Raw genomic sequence first — 21,489 nt, forward strand, 5'->3', positions numbered from 1 at the left:
AAGAAAACGCTTGCGTATTTTTTAATATTAAAAATAAATTTGATTTATATTTATTTAATAATATATATTCATTTCACCAAAACAATAAAGGAGAATAAAAATGAAAAAATACAATTACCCAACACTGACAAACTACCTTGCCAAAACCAAAAAAAATGCAGATCTCTATAGATTATATAACCCACAATTTTCTGTATTCGGAAAACCAGTAAGTGAAGAGCAGGATTTTTACTTTTGTTACTTCTCCAGACATATGATTACCGAGAGGAATATCTTAACCCTCTTTTCAATTCATACATTTCTCTCTTACAACGTAAGCAAGAAAGAGACAATTAAATCATTTGTAAATTTTCTCAAAAAAGCAAACCGTGACACCTTCAACAAGGCATTCCAGTTTCGCGGGTGCAATATTATTTATCAAAACAAGAAGAGAGAGGTTAAGGAGATCTCATGGTTTTCATTCTCACGGATCTATGACGATATCGTAGAAATAAAAGAGTATAGAACAAACAACAACACTTACAACAAAATTGCAGCCTAAAAGAGGGGACGACACAATGAATAACCATGACGAATACAATTTATTTTACTGCCAGACTAAAAAAGATGTCCAGGATTGCATTGCCGCAGGCATTGATATTAACTCTCTCATACATTGGGGTGAAAATGCACTGTTCAAGAACTGTCACACCAGTGCGATTCAGGCCATGATTGAAGCAGGAATTGATTTAGACCATACAGATCATTACGGAAATAATGCGCTATTTATCAATTCTTCCCCAGAAATACTCAGCCTCTTAATTGATTCAGGCATTAACATTCACCATACAAATGACAAGGGGGAGAATTGTCTTTCCCACCATAGGTATGACAGAGCAAGCACAGAAACCCTCATTAATGCGGGTGTTGATATTCACCATAAAGATAATAATGGTCAGACCCTTCTTTATAATAACTTGGATAATCTCTGCTTTGATTATTTGGTGAATAAAGGTTGTGATCTTAATCATAGGGATAACAATGGCAACACGGTTCTGGATTTGCCTGACCATAAAAGTTACAAATATGATTTTATCGTAATGGCTCTTGCTCGTCACCTTGATAAAATTGATACTCCTCCTACACTTTTTAAACACTTAACGATTAAGTGCTTACCCCTAATGGCGTTGCTGCATGAAAAAGGTATTCATTTCACGGTAGCTGAACACTGTACATTTTCACTTTACGTGAGAGAAATGAAAGCTTTTTTTATCGAATTAAAAACCTACACCGATATCGGCCATGTTCAATTTTACAATATGGACAATAAACACATTGGCAGCTATACGGGGATCGAGAGAGTAAAATGGTTTATTCGAAATGGTATCAGAATGGACGACGATATACTCAGACAGCGTTCCGACTCCGATAAAATTTTATCTTATATCGCAGGAAGAGAGAAAAAAGACCTGTTAAACGAAATGAAGCCAGAGATCCCCCATGCACCTGTGCGAAAAAGACTCTAAAACTTCGGAGTAAACAACCCTTTTCTTAGTCTGAAAGGTTTCATTTAATGACCATTAATCTGATATGTCCTCGTAGGTATACTATTTATCAAATGGTATACCTTTTTTAATCCAGCCAATTAAATTATTTGCCCCGTCATAGCTTGACTTATTCACCTCATCGGTTATCTATAGTAATAAGCATTCACTAAAAGGATAGCTATGAACAGTGACATGAGTAATGAAGATGATATAACCAGATTATCAAAGCGTGGTAAATTCCATACTAACAAACTTCCTGAGAATGAAATACGACATCACTGCATCAGTGTCAGATTAAATGAAGAAGAGTTAATTATTCTCGACAGTAAGAGAGGCCAGTATAAAAAGGGAGAATGGCTCAGGATGGCTTCCCTGAATAAACTCCCGCCGGTTCTGCCTGAAATCAATCGTGAAGCATGGATTAAACTTGGCAGCCTTTCACAGGATTTAAACCACCTGCTGAGTCATCTCGACAGCAAAAGCCCTGACAGCGAACTGACCCGTACAGAGCTCTTTGCCCTGCGCAGACAAATCAAAACTCTTCGCGATCACCTAATTCCTACAACCTTTCTGGAGCCAGGCCGATGAAAGGCATGCAGAAAATAAAAAGGGGTAAACAGTTTGCAGGCGTGGTGCTATACAGCCTCAAATCCGGCCCACACCACAACGTTATGCCTTATGTCATCGGTGGTAATATAACCGGAAGTTCGGTGGCTGAGCTTATCAGTGAGTTTGAAAGTTCTAAACAATTGCGTCCCGATGTCACTAAACCTGTCTGGCATAATTCACTTCGCCTGCCAAAGGGAGAAACACTGTCAGCCAGACAGTGGGCGGTATTTGCCGACGATTATATGACCCGGATGGGGTTCACTGAAACGCACCTTCGCTGTTATATCCTTCACGACGATACCGACGGGCAGCATATCCATATCATTGCAAGTCGCATTAACATGGTCGGTGGAAAGCTGTACCTGGGGAAAAATGAAAATCTCATCAGCACCCGCATTATCAGCGAACTGGAGCGAATACACGGACTCACTGAAACAACACCTGCAACCAGCAGTCGCCCTCAGGCTAAAAGAAAACCCTCACGCAATGAGCTGATGATGGCAGAACGAACAGCAGCTCCCAGCCCTAAGTCTCAGTTGCAGACCCGGATTGATAATGTCTTAACGCATCGTCCCGATTTACTGACTTTTATCGACATGCTGGAACGGAAAGGTGTGACCTGTAAACCCAATATCGCGTCGACAGGAAAAATGAATGGATTTTCATTTCAGTACCAGGGCATTGCCTTTAAAGGGTCTCAGCTTGGGAAAAAATATGGCTGGTCTTCTCTGCAAACACAGATTGATTTTACACCAGAGCACCTGGCTTTACTGAAAAAAGAGCAACAGCAGACTGTACCAATACCAGTACCAGTACCAGTACCAGTACCATCATGCGAGTCTGAAGAACAGGCTGCAAACCGGGAAACGATTCTGGAGAAAATCCTTCGGCTTGAAGAAAAAATTCGTCTGGAACGACAACAGGAAACAGTGAGTGTCATTCAACTCAGGAGCAAACTGCACAATACAGCTCGTCAGATACCCCGCCAGCGTCGGCTGTATTCGTGGCTTGCATTGCTTGGCCATATTGTGGCACTTCTCAGGCGCAGGGGTATGTCTCTGTTACATGCCACTGCACATCCGTTCCACCAAATCCTGCACCTGCATCTTCTGACACCCTGTCATTCCATGACAACAAATCCCATTAAAGAACAATTAGTTAATAATAACCCACATCCTGCACCATAAGTTAACTAGTCCATACTTTAGTGATAGTCAATAAAATATTGATCGTTTATATAGATCGATAATCTTGTTATGATAGTTATAACCTATCAACCAAGATCCATCGATCGGTACAAGCAATTTTACTAAAGCGGAGCATTCATCGAAAATGTTCAAAAATACATCACCTTAAATCAGGCCACGGAGTCATGATGGATAATAAAACGATTAGCTGCCCCTTCTGCTTTACACAAAGCCCGCACGGCGTGCGGATTTGCAAAGGTTGCCATGCAAAAGTGGCCTATGGTGAAAGTCCGCTCAGTGTGGCATTTCTGTTTCAATTCGTGGCATTCGGTCTCGCCTGGTTAGTATTTTCATTAACCGGCAGCACTCCTGTCTCAGTCATTACATTTTTTGCCAGCGTCATTATTCTGATCTGCATAATTAAAAAGAAATATGCAGACAGAGTTGTTTTTATACGGTGATATTAATTTCACACCACCGCAAACATAAAAAATTAATATGGGAGAACTTATGAACAGATTCATGATTTCTGTGTTTTTTATTTCTGCTTTCCTTATTTCTGGCTGTTCAATATCAGGCAACCAGCATCTAAAAAAAGAAACATCACAAAGTCTGCAGTCGAAAATTATCAAAAATAAAACGACGAAATCAGAAATCATTACCGCATTAGGTGAGCCCGAAACCAGAACTACACTTGATAGTGGCAATGAAGAATGGACTTATTCCATGGATAACAATCAGTTTGATGCCACCACATTCATTCCAGTGGTCGGGTTGCTGACAGGCGGTTCACAGACGCAGGCCAAAACGCTGGAAATCGAATTTAAAGGCGAAACGGTCAGCAAGTGGACGTTCTCTGAAAACAACAGCAAGATGAAAACCGGTCTTATTCAATAACGTACTCTACAGTCTGGGATTATTTTATGAAAACATATGCATTTACCACACTCATTGCGTCCATTTTTTTGCTGAGTGGCTGTACCGGTGAACCGTCTGAGCAGGATATTTACACTGCGATGAATAAGGTCGTGGAGCAGACGAATGCCATCGTTAAATCCATAGCAGGTAAAGATGTCCCGAAAGACGCACTGCGGGAATTAAAATCTGTCAAAAAGCATGACTGCGTGAAAGTATCGGATAAAAGCTATAAATGCAATGTAACAGCTGTTGTCGATAACGAAAAACGCACAGCGGCTGTCACGCTGGTCAAAACGGATGATGGCTGGCAGGTCGTTGACAAGTAAGACCACAGTAAAACAATCCCGCCAGGCAGGACACCAAACCGGTGGCTCCTGCCTTTTTAATGCCCGGTAATGTCTTGCGGGAAACGACTGCTTTTATGTCACTCTGCCATCCCCTGCATTGTCCAGTACGTATCCGCTGCCTCACAGCCTTTTCCTGACCACGGATCCTGGTGGTGTATAAGCCAGAGAACGTGCAATGCGTTTCTTTTCATACTGTGCCAGTAAATCAGCATAAATGTGCTCTGCTTCATCCAGATTGCCTGAAATATAATTCACGAGCGAATTCAGGCAATGCAGTAATGTGTCACTGTTTGCGAGTTGCCTGAGCAGAGGGGCCTTCAGGGTAGAAACGACACCCATAAACATCTGCATGATATTATCAACGTGATAACACGAATTGCGATATTGTGCCCGTGAATAAAAATACTTCAGATGGTATCCAGCGAAAAGCACATAAAGTTTTCTGTAAAAATTATTGTTATTAACACTGTCGCGATGGTGTGTTATATATTTATCAACAACAAATATAAACCTTTCTTCCTGAGATGAAACACAAATATTGCTCATAACCCTCTCCTTTTTTGTTTTTATAATTAAGTACTATCAGCTTTAAATTTTAAATCAATACAAAATCGAAAATATTTTATTTTAAAATGACAACTATTTATTCTGTTAATACTGGAAACAGCTTTCGCTGTTGCAATGTTGAGTCCGATCGATTGCATTACCGCTTTCTTTTTTCAAAAACCGGGTAGTTTCCAGATATCAGATAAAACCCCCTCAGGAATTTTTTGAGAGAGTGCTACGCACTGGCTCACGCCCCCGACGACAGATATATGTTAATTATTTTTACCCGTCAGATGAAAACCCAATGTTTAATCCCCCTTGCAGCGCCGCTGAGTGCCCTCAGCACTCACTCGCTGAAGCAAAAAGGATTTTTCCGAAGGGGTTCCGGCGTGAGCCGTATTAAGTTAACGGGTAAATCATGTAGTCGGGTCCATTCTTTCGCTAAACTCAGCAGCCTGAATCTCTGCGCGAAGCGTATTTCTACTGACAGTTAAACACTATAGCAATGTTCTGAAGCCCAGTGGCGCAACACACAGGTGCGCAGGCTTCACTTAAGGAATAATATTACGAAGGAAAATCAGCAATAGCAGTGTTTATCAAACTGTGTACAATGGAATTTTGTGTCAATCTAAAGCTAAATTTCGGTTTCTTGTTTCTTTATCACTCTTTTATCTTGCAAATTCAAAAAGAAAATTAATCAATTACATCAACAAGTTAAGATAGAATATTGGTTGTATCTTTCAGAACCAAAAATTATTAATGACATAACAGGTGATGGTGAAATTTAGCACCCTTCGTAATAACTCTGACAACCCTTAATATTCCACTAAAAAAAATCACAGAGAAATAAATATAATATTTTTTAAATTTTTATTACTAATAATATTGACAAACAAATTTAATATGCCATATCTGTTATCACAATAATAAAAAAGGAGCCATTATGTCAAACACAAGTGTTATGTTAACTAAAGAACAAAAAGCAATTATTGCAGAAGCATTAGATGTTATGCCCGAAGATCTGGAAGAAATAAAAGTTAAAGCAAGTGCCTGTAAAAAGACATCCTTTCGTGACGATTTCTCGATGGTCTTTAAAGATAACACGGCCAGACTCGCCAGAATGGATCTAACACCAACGGCATTCAAAATTGTTATTTACCTATTTTCAATCATTGATTACGGGAATATTATCCCTGACTTTTCACAGTCACGTACTGCCAGAGAATTAGGACTGAATAAATCGAATGTTTCACGTGCATTCAGAGAATTATTTGAAAGGAAAATACTGATCCGTAACGCTGAAGACGGTCAGGTTTACCTGAATTCTAATTTATGCGTAAAAGGCATTCCTCATCGTTTCAATGAAGAACTGATGGATAAGTTCAGTAAATCCAGACTTGAGACTGAAGACTTTGCCACTTCATTCAACTTTTATCGCGCAGGGCGAAAAACAAAGCCTGTAAAAAAATCCAGAAACAGATATCCAACTGACGGCATTCCATTTTAAAAGACATAACAGCGCTGGTGATTTTACTCCTGACACCAGCGAAAAATTTAACAAAATAAAGGATATCTTTATAAAGCAAAGACTCCCTGCTTACCTTCACCAGAATAAATTATCAGATGAACAACGCAATCTGAACAATACTGTTCACAATGTGTTTTGGCTTCTCACATTAATCGCTTCATACACACCAGATAAAAGCACTGTTTACCTGAGTTTTCACCGTGCAACATCCATCGCACAGCAAAAGAGATACATATCACACCAGCCCGATTTTATCAGGCCATCGATAAACTGATTGATACAAATGTTATTATTTGTACTGAGTTTAAATACCAGTATCGTTTAAATCCTGAATTTTTCAGTTTTCTTTAATTTAACCTAATACACGTATTTAATATACAACACAAAATTATCAACATAGCACTAATTTAAATGCTCACCACTATCTGATTCATAACGTAAAGTTTAAGACTCCTTTCCTAAACTTTACCCTACTAAACTCACACAGGCATACCGATACTGTAATAAATAATTGTTTTTGCCAGAGACTCAAGGTAATCTCGTGACTTTATTATTTCAAACCACAAATCAAAGATATCTGCCTGGGCAAGCATATTCATCTCACGTATTTCACCCAGTACTTCACGCATATCTTCCGCAAAGAAGTAGCTCAGCAATTCGATTGCCTTAAGAACCTTTTCTGTTGGCTCTAACTTCTCAATACATTCCATATAAAAGATGTCTTCGAAAAGATCATCATCAATAATGTCCCAATAACCTTCATACGCCTCAAAATCACTTATATTCATTTTATTTTCCTCTTGTTACGCTGCATGAGATCTTGAGTTACTAATGACTGCCTTAATCCATTCATCAATCTCACTCTCGACAAAAGCCACCGCGCGTGTGCCAATCTTTACAGGTGCGGGAAAACGACCTTCACTGATCAGACGATAAATCCAGGCCTTGCCGAAACCAGTTCGTTTCAAGACTTCTGGTAAACGAATTAAGCTTTGATTTGTTGTATTCATTTGGCTGTCTCCTCCGCTTCCGTTATGGATATATTAACCACATAAGTTTCTGTCTATGAAGAGAGTGCTGATAACTGAAATCTTAGATGAGGGAAGAATGAAAGGAAATTCCGGGGAAGAAAAATATTTACGCCCTCCCCTTGACAATTAACATTATGATTTACAACTAGAAAGAGCCGAGTTCAGAAATCGGTATGTTGAGGAGATGGCTGTTTTTGCTAATAAAGTATTCGAGACTACGGGTTGTTTCTCCATTCAATGACTTCTCTGCAACAGGCCTGTCTGTATCTTTAATGTGATCTTCTCCTCTGATCTCACTTGTAAAGTCTGGATACAAGACACGAGACAAGACCATATTTGAGATTTTTACTTTTTTAAATTTTGCCCAAATCAATAAATCAATCATTGGGATAATATTGTAATCGACAAGTTTTCTTATTTTTGCCAGTCCAATTTTTTCAGTTTTTACTGGCTCAATTTCATATTCCTTCCTGAGAATGGGTAGCATCGTTTGTAAGGCCGTTATAATTTCTTCATCGCTGGACATTCCTAAATTAAATGAAACATACATCTTGCTGCTATTTTGGTTAAGAAAAAAGTCTCTCATTGTTTTTGTTATTGGTTTCTTTTTCAACTCTTTTTTGAAATCGCCATTTTCTTCAAAAAAATCCATGCTAAACATTATTAACTTGTTCTCTAATTTTTTTATATCACCAAAGCTAACCTGCGCAACATGTCTTTGGCCCTTGCCAAAATGACCATGATTATTATCTTGTCTGCTTAAAATAGGATTACCTTCAAGGATAGACCTTAAATTTTGATTATCATCTTCCCATCCAAAATTTACACTGTCGAAAATCGCTTCTCTAAAGGCAAGCTCAGTATGCAGTTCTTTGATTGTAAGTGATTTTAACTGCTCATAGTTTTCGAGACTAAACCAGATTTTTAATTCTTCATAAGGGCTTACTACTTTCATTAATCCCTCCACTGTATTCAAAGCTTGAATGAGTTAACACTGCTTATTTGAATTAATTCTCCCTTAACAAGGTTGATAAGGGAGAACGATTACTTAACTACTTATTCATAGTTAAATTATTTTAAAATCAAATGGTGAAACTTGTCGTGTTCTAAGAAGGTCAAGGTAATCGGCCCACCATTGAAGCATTAACTTTCGTTCATCAAGGTGCTCTGCTTTATGTATATAAGCAGCGCGAACTGAGTTCCGCTCCTGATGGCTCATTTGCCGTTCAACAGCATCTTTCGACCACAAGCCGGATTCAATCAAGGCACTACATGCCATAGCCCTGAATCCATGTCCACAGACTTCAACAGTAGTGTCGTAGCCCATAGCTCGCAACGCTTTATTAACTGTATTCTCGCTCATAGGTTTGCGGAAATTATGATCGCCAATAAACACGAGTTCCTGGTCACCACTGATCTCTTTGATTTCCGTCAGCACAGCCAATGCCTGACAACTCAAAGGAACAAGATGTGGAGTTCGCATTTTCGAACCACGGTGAGAATGTTTGACCCCTGGCAATGGCTCGCGTTCTCCAGGGATAGTCCACATCGCATTTTCAAAGTCGATCTCCGACCATCTTGCGAATCTGAGTTCACTGGAACGAATGAAAATGAGCAATGTCAGCTTTACGGCTAACTTCGTGAGTTTCCTACCTTTGAAGTTATCAATTCGTTCTAAGAGTTCTGAGAATCGTTCGAATGGCAAAGCTGGCCTGTGGGTTCGTTTGGCTACGGCAATAGCTCCTGCCATCTCCTGAGCAGGATTGTAATCTATCAGCCCATTTTGGACGGCATATCGCATTACTGCTGTTGTTCTTTGCTGTAGGCGGGAAGCAACTTCCAATCGTCCGGAAGCTTCAACAGCCTTGATAGGTGCAAGAAGATCTCTGGTATTAAGCTCGGATATTTTTCTTTTACCGATTGCAGTAAAGAGACCATCTTCCATGCTTTTTAGAACTCTCTCGCTGTGGGAATCTGACCATTTTCTTTTACAAGCCTTATGCCAGTCCCTGGCAACAGATTCAAAAGTAAGAGCTTCGCTCTGCTCGATTTTGTCGGCTTTTTTCTTCTCAGAAGGGTCGATACCATCAGATACCAACTTTTTGGCTTCATCTCGCTTCCTGCGGGCTTCACTAAGAGAGACCATTGGATAAACACCCAATGCTAAAACTTTCTGTTTGCCATCGAAACGGTACTGTAATCGCCAGTACTTCGAGCCGTTAGGATTGATCAGCAGGTGCATACCCTGCCCATCTGTGAGTTTGAAGGGTTTGTCGGAGGGCTTGGTAGTCCTAACTTTGATATCGGTGAGAGCCATCAGTTGATACCTCCTGTGTTGGTACCAAAATCAATCGAACCGGGAATACCATCAGTTATACCATCATCAGTTGGTATATGTTCAAGGAATTGAGTAGACGTGAACAGACTAAGCCAAGTTAGAGAGCTGCTTAACTTACTGTTTTTATGGACTAAAGTAGACGTTAGTAGACTTGAAAAAAGCTTTGTATGGTGCCGAAGGCCGGACTCGAACCGGCACGTATTTCTACGGTTGATTTTGAATCAACTGCGTCTACCGATTTCGCCACTCCGGCACGGAAAGGATACGGAAAACGTTCTGGATTATACCTGTCAATGGCTGCTGCGCAAGCGGCAGAGTGCGATCGCCGCGCTAAGTGTTGAAAAAAACAGCGCAAGCCGCATTTCGGGCAACATTCAATACGTTCCGCAGGTAATCCCCCTCGTTCTCACCTTTCCCACTCGCGGTTTCCTCTTTCTCCGAGCCTGCTCGCAAAATCCTGCAAACGGCTCAATTCGGTTTACATTTTCGGCAATTTGTTATCAGATCCTGTTATTAGTACGCGTAATAACGCCGGTACTTTCCCAAAACAGGATTTCCGCAATGCGCTTCTATCAGATCGAACCGACGCTGGAGAACTACTGGCGCGGCATTATTCTTTTTGGCAAAAACGTCGCCTCCTATAAGTTTGCGCTGGCGCATGCGCTGTACGATATCCGCCGCGACGGTAGCGATCTGATACGCCTCGAGGAGCTGGCGGTGCCGTTCAGCCAGCATCTGTGTCGCCATCTTGAGCAGGCCCCCAAACAGATCACGTCGCCAAAAAGCCAGTTTCTCAGCGCCTGTAGCCGCTTCAATCGCCAGGAGATAACCCAGGATCAGCTCATCGCGGCAACGGTTAAGCTCGGCTTTAGCGTGGTGCTGGATAAATTTCATAACGTGAATCAGGGCGAAATCGCCAGGCGCTTTTTTATCGACGAGCGTAAAACGCATCAAGGCATCCGTCTGACCGACGACTTTTATTCTCTGACGGAGCGCCAGCAGTACCAGAACCTGATCCACGAAACGGACGCCCGCTGGCGTCTGGTGGAACAGGCGTGGGCGATGAACATCGCCAGCAGCCTGATCGCCGTGGAATATGATGCCGCCGAACAGCAGCTCTTCAGCACCCTGAATACCCGACGAGTTGCCATCTCCAGCTGTCGCGACAGCCTGAACGGCTACCAAAAAGGCCGCTGCTTTTACTGCTATGCGCCGATCAGTCTCGAAAGCGGGGATGAGAACCTGGCCGACGTTGACCACTTTATCCCATGGGCGGCGCGCGGCGAGGTGGCGAATATCAACGGTGTCTGGAACCTGGTTCTCGCCTGCAAGAGCTGCAACCGCGGGGAGAAAGGCAAGTTTATGCGGGTACCGTCGGCAAAATTGCTGCGCCGCCTGCGCGACAGAAACGAATATTTTATTACCAGCCACCTTCCCTTGCGTGAAACCTTAATCCGTCAGACCGGCAACACGACCGCCCGCCGCGATGACTTCCTCGCCAAAATCTGGAACACTGCGCGCATTACGCTCCTTCATGAATGGGAACCTCAAGCCGCCGGAACGGATATATTCTGATGACAATCAACTACTACCAGCAGAACGCTGACAGCTTTGTGGCTTCAACCGTCGCTGTCGATATGACCTCTCTGTACGCGCCTTTTATCGGGGCAATTGAACCGAACGGGCTGATTCTCGATGCGGGATGCGGCTCCGGACGCGATGCAAAAGCCTTTGCCGATATGGGCTACCGGGTCGAGGCGTTTGACGCCTCACCGGCCATGGTCGAGCGGGCTGCGCAACACAGCGGGCTGGCCGTGCGTCAGGCGACCTTTCAAAACATCAGCGAAAGCGCGCGGTATGACGGCATCTGGTGCTGCGCTTCGCTGCTGCACGTTCCCGCCGCGGAGCTGCCGGGAGTGATGCACAAACTGGCTATGGCCCTCAAACCTGGCGGCGTCTGGTACGTCTCATTTAAATACGGTTCAGGCGAGCGAGAAAAAGAGGGGCGGCGGTTTACCGATCTCGACGAAGCAGGGCTGACGGCGCTGGTCGAACCGCTGGCGGATATCCGTCTTGCCAACATGTGGCAGACGGTGGATAAGCGCCCGGAGCGGAGCGAAATCTGGCTCAACGCGCTGTTGATCAAAAGCTGAACTATCGCGATGGCTTCTCTCTCGCAGAGAAGCCGGCTTGCGCAAGCTTCTCCCCTCCTTCTGCCAGGCGTCCCCTCGCCCCATGCTCTACACTTCCTTCTTAACTACGCCAAACCCAAGGAAACTGTCATGAGCACTATTAAAAGTTACGCCGCCAAAGAAGCGGGCGCCGATCTGTCGCTGTGGGAGTACGATGCCGGCGACCTTAAGCCGGAAGATGTCGAAGTGCAGGTGGAGTACTGCGGGATCTGCCACTCCGACCTGTCGATGATCGACAACGAATGGGGCATGTCGAGCTATCCGCTGGTGGCCGGTCACGAGGTGATTGGCCGGGTGGCGGCGCTGGGCAGCGCGGCGCAGGATAAAGGGCTGAAGGTTGGCCAGAAGGTCGGCATTGGCTGGACGGCGCGCAGCTGCGGCCACTGCGACGCCTGTATTAGCGGCAACCACGTGAACTGTCTGGAAGGCTCGGTGCCCACCATCATCAACCGCGGCGGCTTCGCCGATAAGCTACGCGCCGACTGGCAATGGGTGATCCCGCTGCCGGAAAACGTCGATCTCGAATCCGCCGGGCCGATGCTCTGCGGCGGCATTACCGTCTTCAAACCGCTGCTGATGCATCACGTCACGGCGAACAGCCGCGTCGGCGTCATCGGCATTGGCGGCCTCGGCCATATCGCCATCAAGCTGCTGCACGCGATGGGCGCGGAAGTCACCGCCTTTAGCTCCAATCCGGCGAAAGAGCAGGAAGTGCTGACAATGGGCGCCGATCGCGTGGTGAACAGCCGCGATCCCGAAGCCTTAAAGGCGCTGGCCGGCCAGTTCGACCTGATTATCAACACCGTCGCCGTCGACCTCGACTGGCAGCCGTACTTTGAAGCGCTGGCGTACGGCGGCAACTTCCACACCGTCGGGGCGGTGATGAAGCCGTTCCCGGTCCCCGCTTTTACCCTGATTGGCGGCGACCGCAGCATCTCAGGTTCGGCCACCGGCAACCCATCCGAGCTGCGCAAGCTGATGAAATTCGCCGGACGCAGCAAAGTCGCGCCGACCACCGAGCTGTTCCCGATGTCGCAGATCAACGAGGCGCTGAAGCACGTTCGCGAGGGCAAGGCCCGCTACCGCGTGGTGCTGAAAGCCGACTTCTGATCGTTCCTCGTCATGCTTCAGGCCGCAGCCGCGCGGCCTGAACGCCACTGACCGGGGTGATGCCGGGCGGCCCGTCTGCCCGGCGCTTGTTTCCCTGGTCATTAAACCGTCATCTCCCCGCCATACGTTTGCAGTCAATCCTTCTCACAATCCGGGCTTCTACAAACGCCTGAATGAGACGTCCGCCACCATGAGAAAAACCTGGCTCCCCTGGCTGATACTGTCGCCTTCCCTGCTGTTTTTATTACTGTTTACCTGGTTCCCGCTCGGGCGATCGGTCTATGACAGCCTGTTCGATACCCGCATGGTCAGCGACGGCGGCCAGTATGTCGGGCTGGAGAACTTTAGTCGTCTGTTCGCCGACAGCGTCTTCTGGCAGTCGCTGGTGAATAACCTGCTTTATATCCTGCTGACGGTGGTACCGGGCGTGACCCTCGCCCTGCTGCTGGCGGTCGCCCTGACCGAGAATCACCGCGTCAACCGCTGGCTGCGCACCGCCTTCTTCTTCCCGATGATTATCCCGATGGTCAGCGCCGCCGCGCTGTGGCTGTTTATCTTTATGCCCGGCCTGGGCCTGCTCGACCACTATCTGGCGAAGCTGTTCGGCCCGATGAACAACAACTGGCTGGGGCGCAGCAATAGCGCGCTGCTGGCGCTGGCGCTGATTGGCGTGTGGAAGTTCGCCGGTTACTACATGCTGTTTTTCCTCGCCGGGTTGCAAAGCATTCCGGCCTCCACGCGCGAAGCGGCGATCATGGAAGGCGCCACCCGCACGCAGGTGTTCTTTAAGGTCACGCTGCCGCTGCTGCGCCCGACCCTGAGCTTCGTGATAACCACGGCGCTGATCTACTCTATCACCCAGATCGACCACGTGGCGGTGATGACCCGCGGCGGGCCGGATAACGCCACGACCGTGCTGCTCTACTACATCCAGAACCTCGCCTGGGACACTCATGATTTAGGTAAAGCTTCCGCCGCCACCTTCCTGACGCTGGCCGGGCTGTTTGCCTTCTCGCTGATTAACCTCAAACTGCTGGAGAAAGGAGCGCACTATGAGCGCTGAAATCTCGCCGCTGGCGCTGCGATCGCACAGCGCATCGCGCCCGCTCTGGCTGCGCCTGCGCCGCTCGCAGCCCTTTACGCTCACGGTATTAATGTGCTGCCTGGCGCTGCTGTGGATGAGCCCGTTTTTATGGATGCTGGCGACCTCGTTTAGCGCCACGACCTTCGGCGAGGATATGGCCTCGCTGCTGCCCCGCATGCCGCTGACGCTGGATAACTTCCGCGATGCCTGGGCCAGCGCCGACTGGCTGAGCCTCTACGCCAACACCCTTATCTTCACCTTCGGCACCTTCTTCGTGCAGCTGTTGACCATCACCACCGCCGGCTACGTCTTCGCCTGCCACGAGTTCCGCGGCAAAAAGACGCTGTTTCTGATGTTCCTCGTCCAGCTGATGATCATGCCGGTGGTGATGATGGTGCCGAACATGCTGACCCTGAAAACCTTCGGCCTGCTCAACACCCTCACCGGGGTGATGATGCCCTACTTCACCTCGGCGTTCGGCGTGTTCCTGATGCGTCAGGCGTTTCTGGCCATCCCCAAAGAGCTGGAAGAGGCGGCGCTGATGGAGGGTTGTCGCTGGTGGCAGGTGCTGTTCCGCGTGCTGCTGCCGATGTCCTGGCCGTCGGTGCTGGCCTTCGCCACCGTCAGCATTACCTACCACTGGAACGAGTATCTGTGGCCGCTGATGATGCTGAACGACCCGGACAAACAGGTGCTGACCGTGGGGCTGGTCTCGTTCGCCATGGGCGCAGAATCCGGCGGTCAGTGGGGCATCATTGGCGCCGGCACGCTGATGGTCTGCCTGCCGCTGATGCTGGCGTTCATTCTCTTCCAGAAACAGTTCCTGCGAAGCTTCGGCTTCTCCGGGATAAAATAAGGAGCTCTTCATGCTGTTAGCGCAAATTTCCGATACCCATTTTCGCAGCCGCGGCCAGAAGCTGTACGGCTTTATTGACGTCAACGCCGCCAATGCCGACGTCGTCTCCCAGCTGAATGCCCTGCAGGAGCGTCCGGACGCGGTGGTGGTGAGCGGCGATATCGTCAACTGCGGCCGCCCGGAAGAGTATGAGGTCGCCCGCCAGATCCTCGGCAGCCTGAACTATCCGCTGTATCTCATTCCCGGCAACCACGACGATAAAGCGCTGTTTCTGGAGTACCTGCATCCTCTGTGCCCGCAGCTCGGCCGCGACGCGCAAAACATGCACTACGCGGTAGACGATTTTGCCACTCGCCTGCTGTTTATCGACTCCAGCCGGGCGGGTACGTCGAAAGGCTGGCTGACCGAGGAAACCATCAAGTGGCTGGAGACTCAGCTGTTTGATGGCGGCGATAAACCGGCGACGGTGTTTATGCATCATCCGCCGCTGCCGCTGGGCAACGCGCAGATGGACCCTATCGCCTGCGAAAACGGCCATCGTCTGCTGGCGCTGGTTGAGCGTTTCCCGTCGCTGACGCGCATTTTCTGCGGCCATAACCACAGCCTGACCATGACCCAGTATCGTCAGGCCATCATCTCCACCATCCCGGGAACCGTCCACCAGGTGCCCTATTTTCATGAAGATACCCGTCCGTATTACGACCTCTCTCCGGCGTCGTGCCTGATGCATCGCCAGGTCGACGAGCAGTGGGTGAGCTATCAGCATCCTCTGACCCACTACGCCGGACCGTGGATGTACGACGAAAATATCAGCTGCCCAACGGAAGATTGCTAAACGCCATGCTTAGTCTGCAAAACATCAGTAAACAGTTTGACGGTAAACCGGCCCTCAGCGCCCTGTCGCTGGATATTCGCGAAGGGGAATTCGTGGTGCTGGTGGGCCCATCCGGCTGCGGTAAAAGCACCCTGCTGCGCCTGCTCGCCGGGCTGGAGCCGGTCAGCGAGGGGGAGATCTGGCTGCACGATGAGAACATCACCGAAATGTCGCCCAGAGAGCGCAACTTCGCGATGATCTTCCAGAACTATGCGCTGTTTCCGCACCTGTCGGTGCGCGACAACATCACCTTCGGCATGAAGGTGCGCAAAGAGGAGAAGACCAGCTGGCAGCCGCGGGTGGATAAAGTCGCGCAGATGCTGCAGCTGGATACCCTGCTCGATCGCAAACCGGCGAAGCTCTCCGGCGGCCAGCGGCAGCGGGTGGCGATGGCGCGGGCGATTGTGCGCAATCCGCGCCTGTTCCTGATGGATGAGCCGCTCTCCAACCTCGACGCCCGCCTGCGTAGCGAAGTGCGCGACAGCATTATGGACCTCCACCAGCAGCTCAGAACCAGCACCGTCTACGTCACCCATGACCAGACGGAAGCGATGTCGATGGCCGACCGCATCGTGGTGATGAACGGCGGCCACGTACAGCAGGTCGGGCGACCGGAGTATCTGTACGCCAACCCGGCCAATCTGTTCGTGGCAGGTTTTATCGGTTCGCCAGCGATGAATCTGCTATCGCTCCCCTGCGTTGACGGCAACGTTCAGCTTGGCGAACAACGCCATCCGCTACCGCCGCGCCACCGCAGCCAGACCCGTGTCTGGCTGGGCATTCGCCCGGAACATATTACCGACCGCGTGGAGCAAGGCCATCTACGCCTGCCGGGCACCGTCCTGCAACGAGAACTGATGGGAGCCGATTATCTACTCCACGTCAGCACCCCCATCGGCACCTTACGCTTTAGCCGTCGCCATCGCGGCGCGGTGCCGGAGAAAGGCGATTCGCTGATCCTCGGCTTTTCACCTGCCGATGTGCATCTTTTTCATGCTGAGAAACAGCATAATTTACTGATGGAGACAGACCATGTTTAAACCTCTCACCGCTCTCGCGGTTGGGCTCAGCCTTGCCCTGAGCGGCGCGGCGCTGGCGAAAGAGAAGATCGACTTCATGTTTCCGGCGCCGGTGGACGGCAAGCTGACCATGGAGATGACCCGCGTCATTAAGCAATTCAACGAGTCGCAGCAGGATGTCGAAGTGCGCGGGATCTTTACCGGCAACTACGACACCACCAAGATCAAAGCCGAATCAGCGCAGAAAGCCGGGAAGCCGCCCGCGCTGGTGATTATGTCCGCCAACTTCACCACCGATCTGGCGCTGAAAGATGAGATCCTGCCGATGGACGAACTGTTCCAGTATGGCGATCAAAAAGCGGGGGATTTTCTGGTGAAGGCGTTCTGGCCCGCAATGCATAAAAACGCCCAGGTGATGGGCACCACCTATGCGATCCCGTTCCATAACTCGACGCCGATCCTCTACTACAACAAAACGATGTTCGATCGGGCCGGGATCAAACAGCCGCCGCAAACCTGGGCCGAGCTGCTGGCGGACGCCAGAAAGCTGACCGACGAAAGCAAAGGCCAGTGGGGGATCATGCTGCCGTCGACCAACGATGATTACGGCGGCTGGATCTTCTCGGCGCTGGTGCGCGCCAACGGCGGGAAATACTTTAACGAGGACTATCCCGGCGAAGTCTATTACTACACGCCAACCACCATCGGCGCCCTGCGCTTCTGGCAGAACCTGGTCTATAAAGACAAAGTCATGCCTTCCGGCGTGCTGAATTCGAAACAGATTGGCGCCAGCTTCTTCTCCGGCAAAGTTGGAATGGCGATGCTGAGCACCGGCGCGCTGGGCTTTATGCGCGAGAACAGCAAAGATTTTGAGCTGGGCGTGGCGATGCTGCCGGCCAAAGAGCAGCGCGCGGTACCGATCGGCGGCGCCAGCCTGGTAAGCTTCAAGGGCATCAACGACGCGCAGAAAAAAGCGGCGTACCAGTTCCTGACATATCTGGTGAGCCCGCAGGTCAACGGCGCCTGGAGCCGCTTTACCGGCTACTTCTCCCCGCGTAAGGCCGCCTACGATACGCCGGAAATGAAGGCGTATCTGCAGCAGGATCCGCGTGCGGCTATCGCCCTCGAACAGCTGAAGTATGCACATCCGTGGTACTCCACCTGGGAGACCGTTGCCGTGCGTAAAGCGATGGAAAACCAGCTGGCCGCGGTGGTCAACGATGCTAACGTTACCCCGGAAGCCGCGGTGCAGGCGGCGCAGAAGGAAGCCGATGCGCTGATGAAGCCCTACGTCGATAAGACCGCGCTGGCGGAAGTGAAGTAAAACTTTTCCCTCTCCCTGCACCTCTCCCAAAAGGAGAGGGAAACGCGTACAGCGTCGCTTATTCGCCACCAGGCAATGTCACGACAGAGGAAAAAAAGCAGGCCATACGACGTATGGCCTGAAAATAAAACAACGATTAGATTCCTGCCGTCTCGCGGATATATTTGCGCGCTTTTACGGCGTATTCGAATGGGTTGGCCAGCGCCGGATCCTGCTCGGCCTCAACCACCATCCAGCCTTTATAGCCATGTTCGTCCAGCAGTTTAAACACCGGACGGAAATCAATGACGCCGTCTCCCGGCACGGTGAAGGTCCCCTTCTTCACGCCGTCAAGGAAGGAGAGCCCTTCGCGACGCACCTGCTCGATCACCGGCGGACGCACGTCTTTCAGGTGCACGTGATTAATACGCGGCAGATATTTTTTCAGAATCGCCAGCATCGGCTCTTCGCCGCCTTCGGAATACCAGGCGTGCCCGGTGTCGTAGAGCAGGAAGACTTTGTCATCCACCAGCGACATAAACTTGTCGATCTCTGCCGTCGTCTGGATACCGGTACCCATATGGTGGTGCAGACAGACCTGCATGCCCTTTTCCGCCGCCAGGCGACCGAGGGTGTTGTAGCCTTCCGCCACCCGCTGCCACTCTTCTTCGCTAAAGCACGGTTTCTCATTCTCCAGGATGGGCTTTTCCAGCCCCTGGATGCTGCCGCTCTGCTCGGAACAGCCGATCACTTTTGCGCCCATAGCATGCAGGAAATTCATGTGGTTAACGAATTCATCAATGGTCTTTTCCCGCTGGCCGTTAGCAAAAAAGGTGCTGAACCAGGCGTTGCAAATATGAATGCCGCGGATATCCAGCATCGGCTTGAGAACCGCCGGATCGCGTGGATATTTGCTGCCGACTTCGCTGCCGGTAAAGCCCGCCAGCGCCATTTCGCTGACGATTTGCTGGAAAGTATTTTCGCTGCCCAGCTCCGGCATATCGTCGTTAGTCCAGCCAATCGGGGCGATAGCCAGTTTTACGTTATCTTTGTTCATAGTAGGGGCTCCTGCCGCTGCGCCTTACCGGCGCAGCAATTCACGTTCGATGAGTTCACGGGTTTCCACTGCCTGGTATTTTATTTTTTCCGGGTAACCGAACAGCGAGGTGGCCACAATAGGCTCACCGCCGACCTTGAAGGTCTGCTCGGCAAATTTCATATCGCGCAGAGTGCGGAACAGCGCGTCGAAATCAACATCCCCTTCCCCGACGCCCACGTGCTGGTGAACGACGGCATCTACGCCCGGCGGGTTAACGATATAGCGGCAATGTTTTGTATGGTTGCGGGTATCCGCGATCAGCACATGGGAGAGATCGCTTCCCGCGTAGCGCAGCATCTTCTCAACATCACCCACGCCTTTGTCATAGAAGAAGGTGTGCGGGACGCTGTAAACGTACTTAACGTTATCGCTGCGAAACGACTTCACAATATCGACGGTTTCGTTGTTCTCTTCGCAGAAGTCCCACGGATGTGCCTGAATTTCAACGCGGATGCCTTCCCGCTCAAAAATCGGCAGCAGCTCTTCCATGGAGCGATAGAACATCTCATCGCAAATCTCCGGCTGGTTAGGATCGCCGGAGAACTCGGTGTTGATCACCTGAACACCCATTTCAACCGCGATTTCGATCAGCCGTTTCCAGTTTTTCACTGCCGCCTGACGGCGCAGCTCATCCGGACCGGACCAGCGGTAGACGCAGATAAACGAAGAGAGCTCCACGCCGGTATCGCGCAGCGCCTGCTTGTACTCAGCCATAATTTCCCGGCTGGCCCGCGGGTGCTTGTAGAACGGGTTGATCTGCGGGTGCGGCGATTGCTCAATGTACTTGTAGCCCCACTCCGCCACCTGATGGACCATTCGGGTTACCCCGAGGTCTTTAATGACATCAACGTCAAAAGCAATTTTCATCGTCGTTACCTGTGCAAAGAAGTTCCGTCAGCAAAGCGGGATTAGCGTTTGTAGAATGCCGGGCATTCCGGCAGCGTCACCTCAACCGGCTCGCTGGTTTCCTGGGCTTTGATACAGGCGTCGGCAGCAACGGACGCCGCATAGCCATCCCACGCCGATGGGCCGTGCAGCTGGCCGGCCTGAACATCATTGATAAAGGCCTGCAGCTCAACGTCATACGCTTTGATAAAGCGATCCTTCCAGTCGGTCAGGATAGCGGTCGACAGATTAGCGGCTTTGCGCATCTGCACGGCCGACGGCTCAGGCAGGCGGGCAATCCCGGTTTCCCCTACCACTTCACACTGGATGTCGTAGCCGTACTGGCAGTTCACGAAGACTTCCACGTCGATCAGTGTGCCTTTTTTGGTTTCAAACGACACGATCTGCGGGTCTTTCAGGCGCGCGTGGGTGTGGGACGTGGAGCGCGGGAAGCGCACCTGCACGGAAACATAGTCGTCATTCAGCAGCCAGCGCAGCACATCCAGTTCGTGAATCAGGGTGTTAGTGATCGCCATGTTGGTGATGTAATCCTCGCCCACCGACTGGTTGCGGTGCGCGCAGCGCAGCATCAGCGGCGCGCCGATGTCGCCGTCATCGATCACTTTTTTCAGCGCCAGATAGCCTTCGTCGTAAGGGCGCATAAATCCAACCTGCACCAGGCGGCGACCAGCTTTCATTTCCGCATCAACGATGCGGCGGCAGCCTTCCGCGCTCATCGCCAGCGGCTTCTCGCAGAACACCGGCTTCCCGGCGGCGATAGCGGCCAGGGTGTACTCTTCGTGGGTGGGGTCCCATGAGGTGACCAGAATGGCATCGACATCGCTGGCTTTAATCACGTCATGACCGTCGGCATAAACTTCGGCATGCACGCCCGGCAGCGCTACCGCGGCGCGGGCGTTCTCTTCGTTGATGTCCGAAACCGCAACGACCGTGGCTCCCTGCAGTACCTGAGTGCAACGACGGATATGCTCTTTACCGATAGCGCCGGCACCGATGACACCTAATTTGAGTGACAT

The 21,489-nt window shown here is 49.6% G+C and carries 24 protein-coding genes and 1 tRNA gene; 16 read left to right on the forward strand and 9 right to left on the reverse strand.

Going from position 1 to position 21,489, the window contains the following annotated elements; translation table 11 throughout:
- Positions 1 to 100 precede the first annotated feature (100 nt).
- From EGY08_RS11855 to EGY08_RS11885, 7 genes are all read left to right on the forward strand, one after another.
- The gene (locus EGY08_RS11855) at positions 101 to 541 is read left to right on the forward strand and encodes a hypothetical protein (RefSeq protein WP_123828521.1); all 441 of its coding nucleotides are present in this window, start codon (positions 101 to 103) and stop codon (positions 539 to 541) included.
- 16 nt (positions 542 to 557) lie between these two features.
- Positions 558 to 1,505, forward strand: a complete 948-nt coding sequence (locus EGY08_RS11860) for an ankyrin repeat domain-containing protein (protein WP_123828522.1) — start codon at positions 558 to 560, stop codon at positions 1,503 to 1,505.
- 201 nt (positions 1,506 to 1,706) lie between these two features.
- Positions 1,707 to 2,114 (forward strand): ATP-binding protein, encoded by a 408-nt coding sequence (locus EGY08_RS11865; protein WP_123828523.1) that lies wholly within the window; start codon positions 1,707 to 1,709, stop codon positions 2,112 to 2,114.
- The gene (locus tag EGY08_RS11870; protein WP_123828524.1) at positions 2,111 to 3,322 is read left to right on the forward strand and encodes a relaxase/mobilization nuclease domain-containing protein; all 1,212 of its coding nucleotides are present in this window, start codon (positions 2,111 to 2,113) and stop codon (positions 3,320 to 3,322) included. Before EGY08_RS11865 ends, EGY08_RS11870 begins: the two co-directional genes overlap by 4 nt.
- 188 nt (positions 3,323 to 3,510) lie before the next feature.
- Positions 3,511 to 3,783 (forward strand): hypothetical protein, encoded by a 273-nt coding sequence (locus EGY08_RS11875; protein WP_072010564.1) that lies wholly within the window; start codon positions 3,511 to 3,513, stop codon positions 3,781 to 3,783.
- A 49-nt stretch (positions 3,784 to 3,832) separates the two neighbouring features.
- A complete protein-coding gene (locus tag EGY08_RS11880; protein WP_082237733.1) occupies positions 3,833 to 4,219 on the forward strand; it encodes a hypothetical protein in 387 nt (128 codons plus the stop codon).
- Positions 4,220 to 4,245: 26 nt separating this feature from the next.
- Entirely contained in the window at positions 4,246 to 4,566 is a 321-nt protein-coding gene (locus EGY08_RS11885) for a hypothetical protein (RefSeq protein ID WP_016239768.1), read from the forward strand.
- A gap of 141 nt (positions 4,567 to 4,707) precedes the next feature.
- Here EGY08_RS11885 and EGY08_RS11890 read toward each other — a convergent pair whose 3' ends face one another.
- Positions 4,708 to 5,133, reverse strand: a complete 426-nt coding sequence (locus EGY08_RS11890) for a hypothetical protein (protein ID WP_023243257.1) — start codon at positions 5,131 to 5,133, stop codon at positions 4,708 to 4,710.
- Positions 5,134 to 6,076: 943 nt separating this feature from the next.
- Between EGY08_RS11890 and EGY08_RS11895 the strand changes: the two genes are divergently transcribed.
- The gene (locus EGY08_RS11895; protein ID WP_096122157.1) at positions 6,077 to 6,640 is read left to right on the forward strand and encodes a helix-turn-helix domain-containing protein; all 564 of its coding nucleotides are present in this window, start codon (positions 6,077 to 6,079) and stop codon (positions 6,638 to 6,640) included.
- 500 nt (positions 6,641 to 7,140) lie between these two features.
- Here the strand turns inward: EGY08_RS11895 and EGY08_RS11905 are convergent, their stop codons facing one another.
- The 5 genes from EGY08_RS11905 to EGY08_RS11925 all read right to left on the reverse strand — a co-directional run bounded on the left by EGY08_RS11905 (position 7,141) and on the right by EGY08_RS11925 (position 10,283).
- Entirely contained in the window at positions 7,141 to 7,449 is a 309-nt protein-coding gene (locus EGY08_RS11905) for a hypothetical protein (RefSeq protein WP_016239765.1), read from the reverse strand.
- Positions 7,450 to 7,464: 15 nt separating this feature from the next.
- Positions 7,465 to 7,671 carry a helix-turn-helix transcriptional regulator gene (locus EGY08_RS11910; protein ID WP_001098485.1) on the reverse strand — a complete coding sequence of 69 codons (207 nt, stop codon included), beginning with the start codon at positions 7,669 to 7,671 and terminating at the stop codon, positions 7,465 to 7,467.
- A gap of 166 nt (positions 7,672 to 7,837) precedes the next feature.
- Positions 7,838 to 8,647, reverse strand: coding sequence for a DUF6387 family protein (locus EGY08_RS11915; protein WP_123828525.1), 810 nt, complete (start codon positions 8,645 to 8,647; stop codon positions 7,838 to 7,840).
- Positions 8,648 to 8,758: 111 nt separating this feature from the next.
- On the reverse strand, positions 8,759 to 10,009 hold the full coding sequence (locus EGY08_RS11920) for a tyrosine-type recombinase/integrase (RefSeq protein WP_123828526.1): 1,251 nt from the start codon (positions 10,007 to 10,009) through the stop codon (positions 8,759 to 8,761).
- A gap of 189 nt (positions 10,010 to 10,198) precedes the next feature.
- Positions 10,199 to 10,283 (reverse strand) — tRNA-Leu (locus EGY08_RS11925).
- Between the two features lie 308 nt (positions 10,284 to 10,591).
- Between EGY08_RS11925 and EGY08_RS11930 the strand changes: the two genes are divergently transcribed.
- From EGY08_RS11930 to EGY08_RS11965, 8 genes are all read left to right on the forward strand, one after another.
- Complete coding sequence (locus tag EGY08_RS11930; protein ID WP_004128309.1) at positions 10,592 to 11,605, forward strand: HNH endonuclease domain-containing protein; 1,014 nt, start codon at positions 10,592 to 10,594, stop codon at positions 11,603 to 11,605.
- A complete protein-coding gene (locus tag EGY08_RS11935) occupies positions 11,605 to 12,183 on the forward strand; it encodes a class I SAM-dependent methyltransferase (RefSeq protein ID WP_004128307.1) in 579 nt (192 codons plus the stop codon). The genes EGY08_RS11930 and EGY08_RS11935 overlap by 1 nt, the downstream gene beginning before the upstream one ends.
- A gap of 129 nt (positions 12,184 to 12,312) precedes the next feature.
- Positions 12,313 to 13,332, forward strand: a complete 1,020-nt coding sequence (ahr, locus tag EGY08_RS11940) for an NADPH-dependent aldehyde reductase Ahr (RefSeq protein WP_123828527.1) — start codon at positions 12,313 to 12,315, stop codon at positions 13,330 to 13,332.
- Positions 13,333 to 13,522: 190 nt separating this feature from the next.
- Positions 13,523 to 14,395 (forward strand): carbohydrate ABC transporter permease, encoded by an 873-nt coding sequence (locus EGY08_RS11945; protein WP_004128303.1) that lies wholly within the window; start codon positions 13,523 to 13,525, stop codon positions 14,393 to 14,395.
- The gene (locus EGY08_RS11950) at positions 14,385 to 15,272 is read left to right on the forward strand and encodes a carbohydrate ABC transporter permease (protein WP_004108826.1); all 888 of its coding nucleotides are present in this window, start codon (positions 14,385 to 14,387) and stop codon (positions 15,270 to 15,272) included. The genes EGY08_RS11945 and EGY08_RS11950 overlap by 11 nt, the downstream gene beginning before the upstream one ends.
- A gap of 10 nt (positions 15,273 to 15,282) precedes the next feature.
- Positions 15,283 to 16,107 carry a phosphodiesterase gene (locus tag EGY08_RS11955; protein WP_123828528.1) on the forward strand — a complete coding sequence of 275 codons (825 nt, stop codon included), beginning with the start codon at positions 15,283 to 15,285 and terminating at the stop codon, positions 16,105 to 16,107.
- Positions 16,108 to 16,112: 5 nt separating this feature from the next.
- Positions 16,113 to 17,186, forward strand: a complete 1,074-nt coding sequence (locus EGY08_RS11960; RefSeq protein ID WP_123828529.1) for an ABC transporter ATP-binding protein — start codon at positions 16,113 to 16,115, stop codon at positions 17,184 to 17,186.
- Entirely contained in the window at positions 17,179 to 18,489 is a 1,311-nt protein-coding gene (locus tag EGY08_RS11965; RefSeq protein ID WP_123828530.1) for an ABC transporter substrate-binding protein, read from the forward strand. The genes EGY08_RS11960 and EGY08_RS11965 overlap by 8 nt, the downstream gene beginning before the upstream one ends.
- A gap of 136 nt (positions 18,490 to 18,625) precedes the next feature.
- Here the strand turns inward: EGY08_RS11965 and iolE are convergent, their stop codons facing one another.
- From iolE to EGY08_RS11980, 3 genes are read right to left on the reverse strand one after another with little or no spacing between them, the layout of a single operon-like run.
- Positions 18,626 to 19,525, reverse strand: coding sequence for a myo-inosose-2 dehydratase (gene iolE / locus EGY08_RS11970; protein WP_087829745.1), 900 nt, complete (start codon positions 19,523 to 19,525; stop codon positions 18,626 to 18,628).
- 24 nt (positions 19,526 to 19,549) lie between these two features.
- On the reverse strand, positions 19,550 to 20,434 hold the full coding sequence (locus EGY08_RS11975) for a sugar phosphate isomerase/epimerase family protein (RefSeq protein WP_049112879.1): 885 nt from the start codon (positions 20,432 to 20,434) through the stop codon (positions 19,550 to 19,552).
- A 41-nt stretch (positions 20,435 to 20,475) separates the two neighbouring features.
- Complete coding sequence (locus EGY08_RS11980) at positions 20,476 to 21,489, reverse strand: Gfo/Idh/MocA family protein (RefSeq protein ID WP_004098145.1); 1,014 nt, start codon at positions 21,487 to 21,489, stop codon at positions 20,476 to 20,478.

Source organism: Klebsiella sp. FDAARGOS_511 (genome assembly GCF_003812845.1).
GTDB lineage: Bacteria > Pseudomonadota > Gammaproteobacteria > Enterobacterales > Enterobacteriaceae > Klebsiella > Klebsiella grimontii.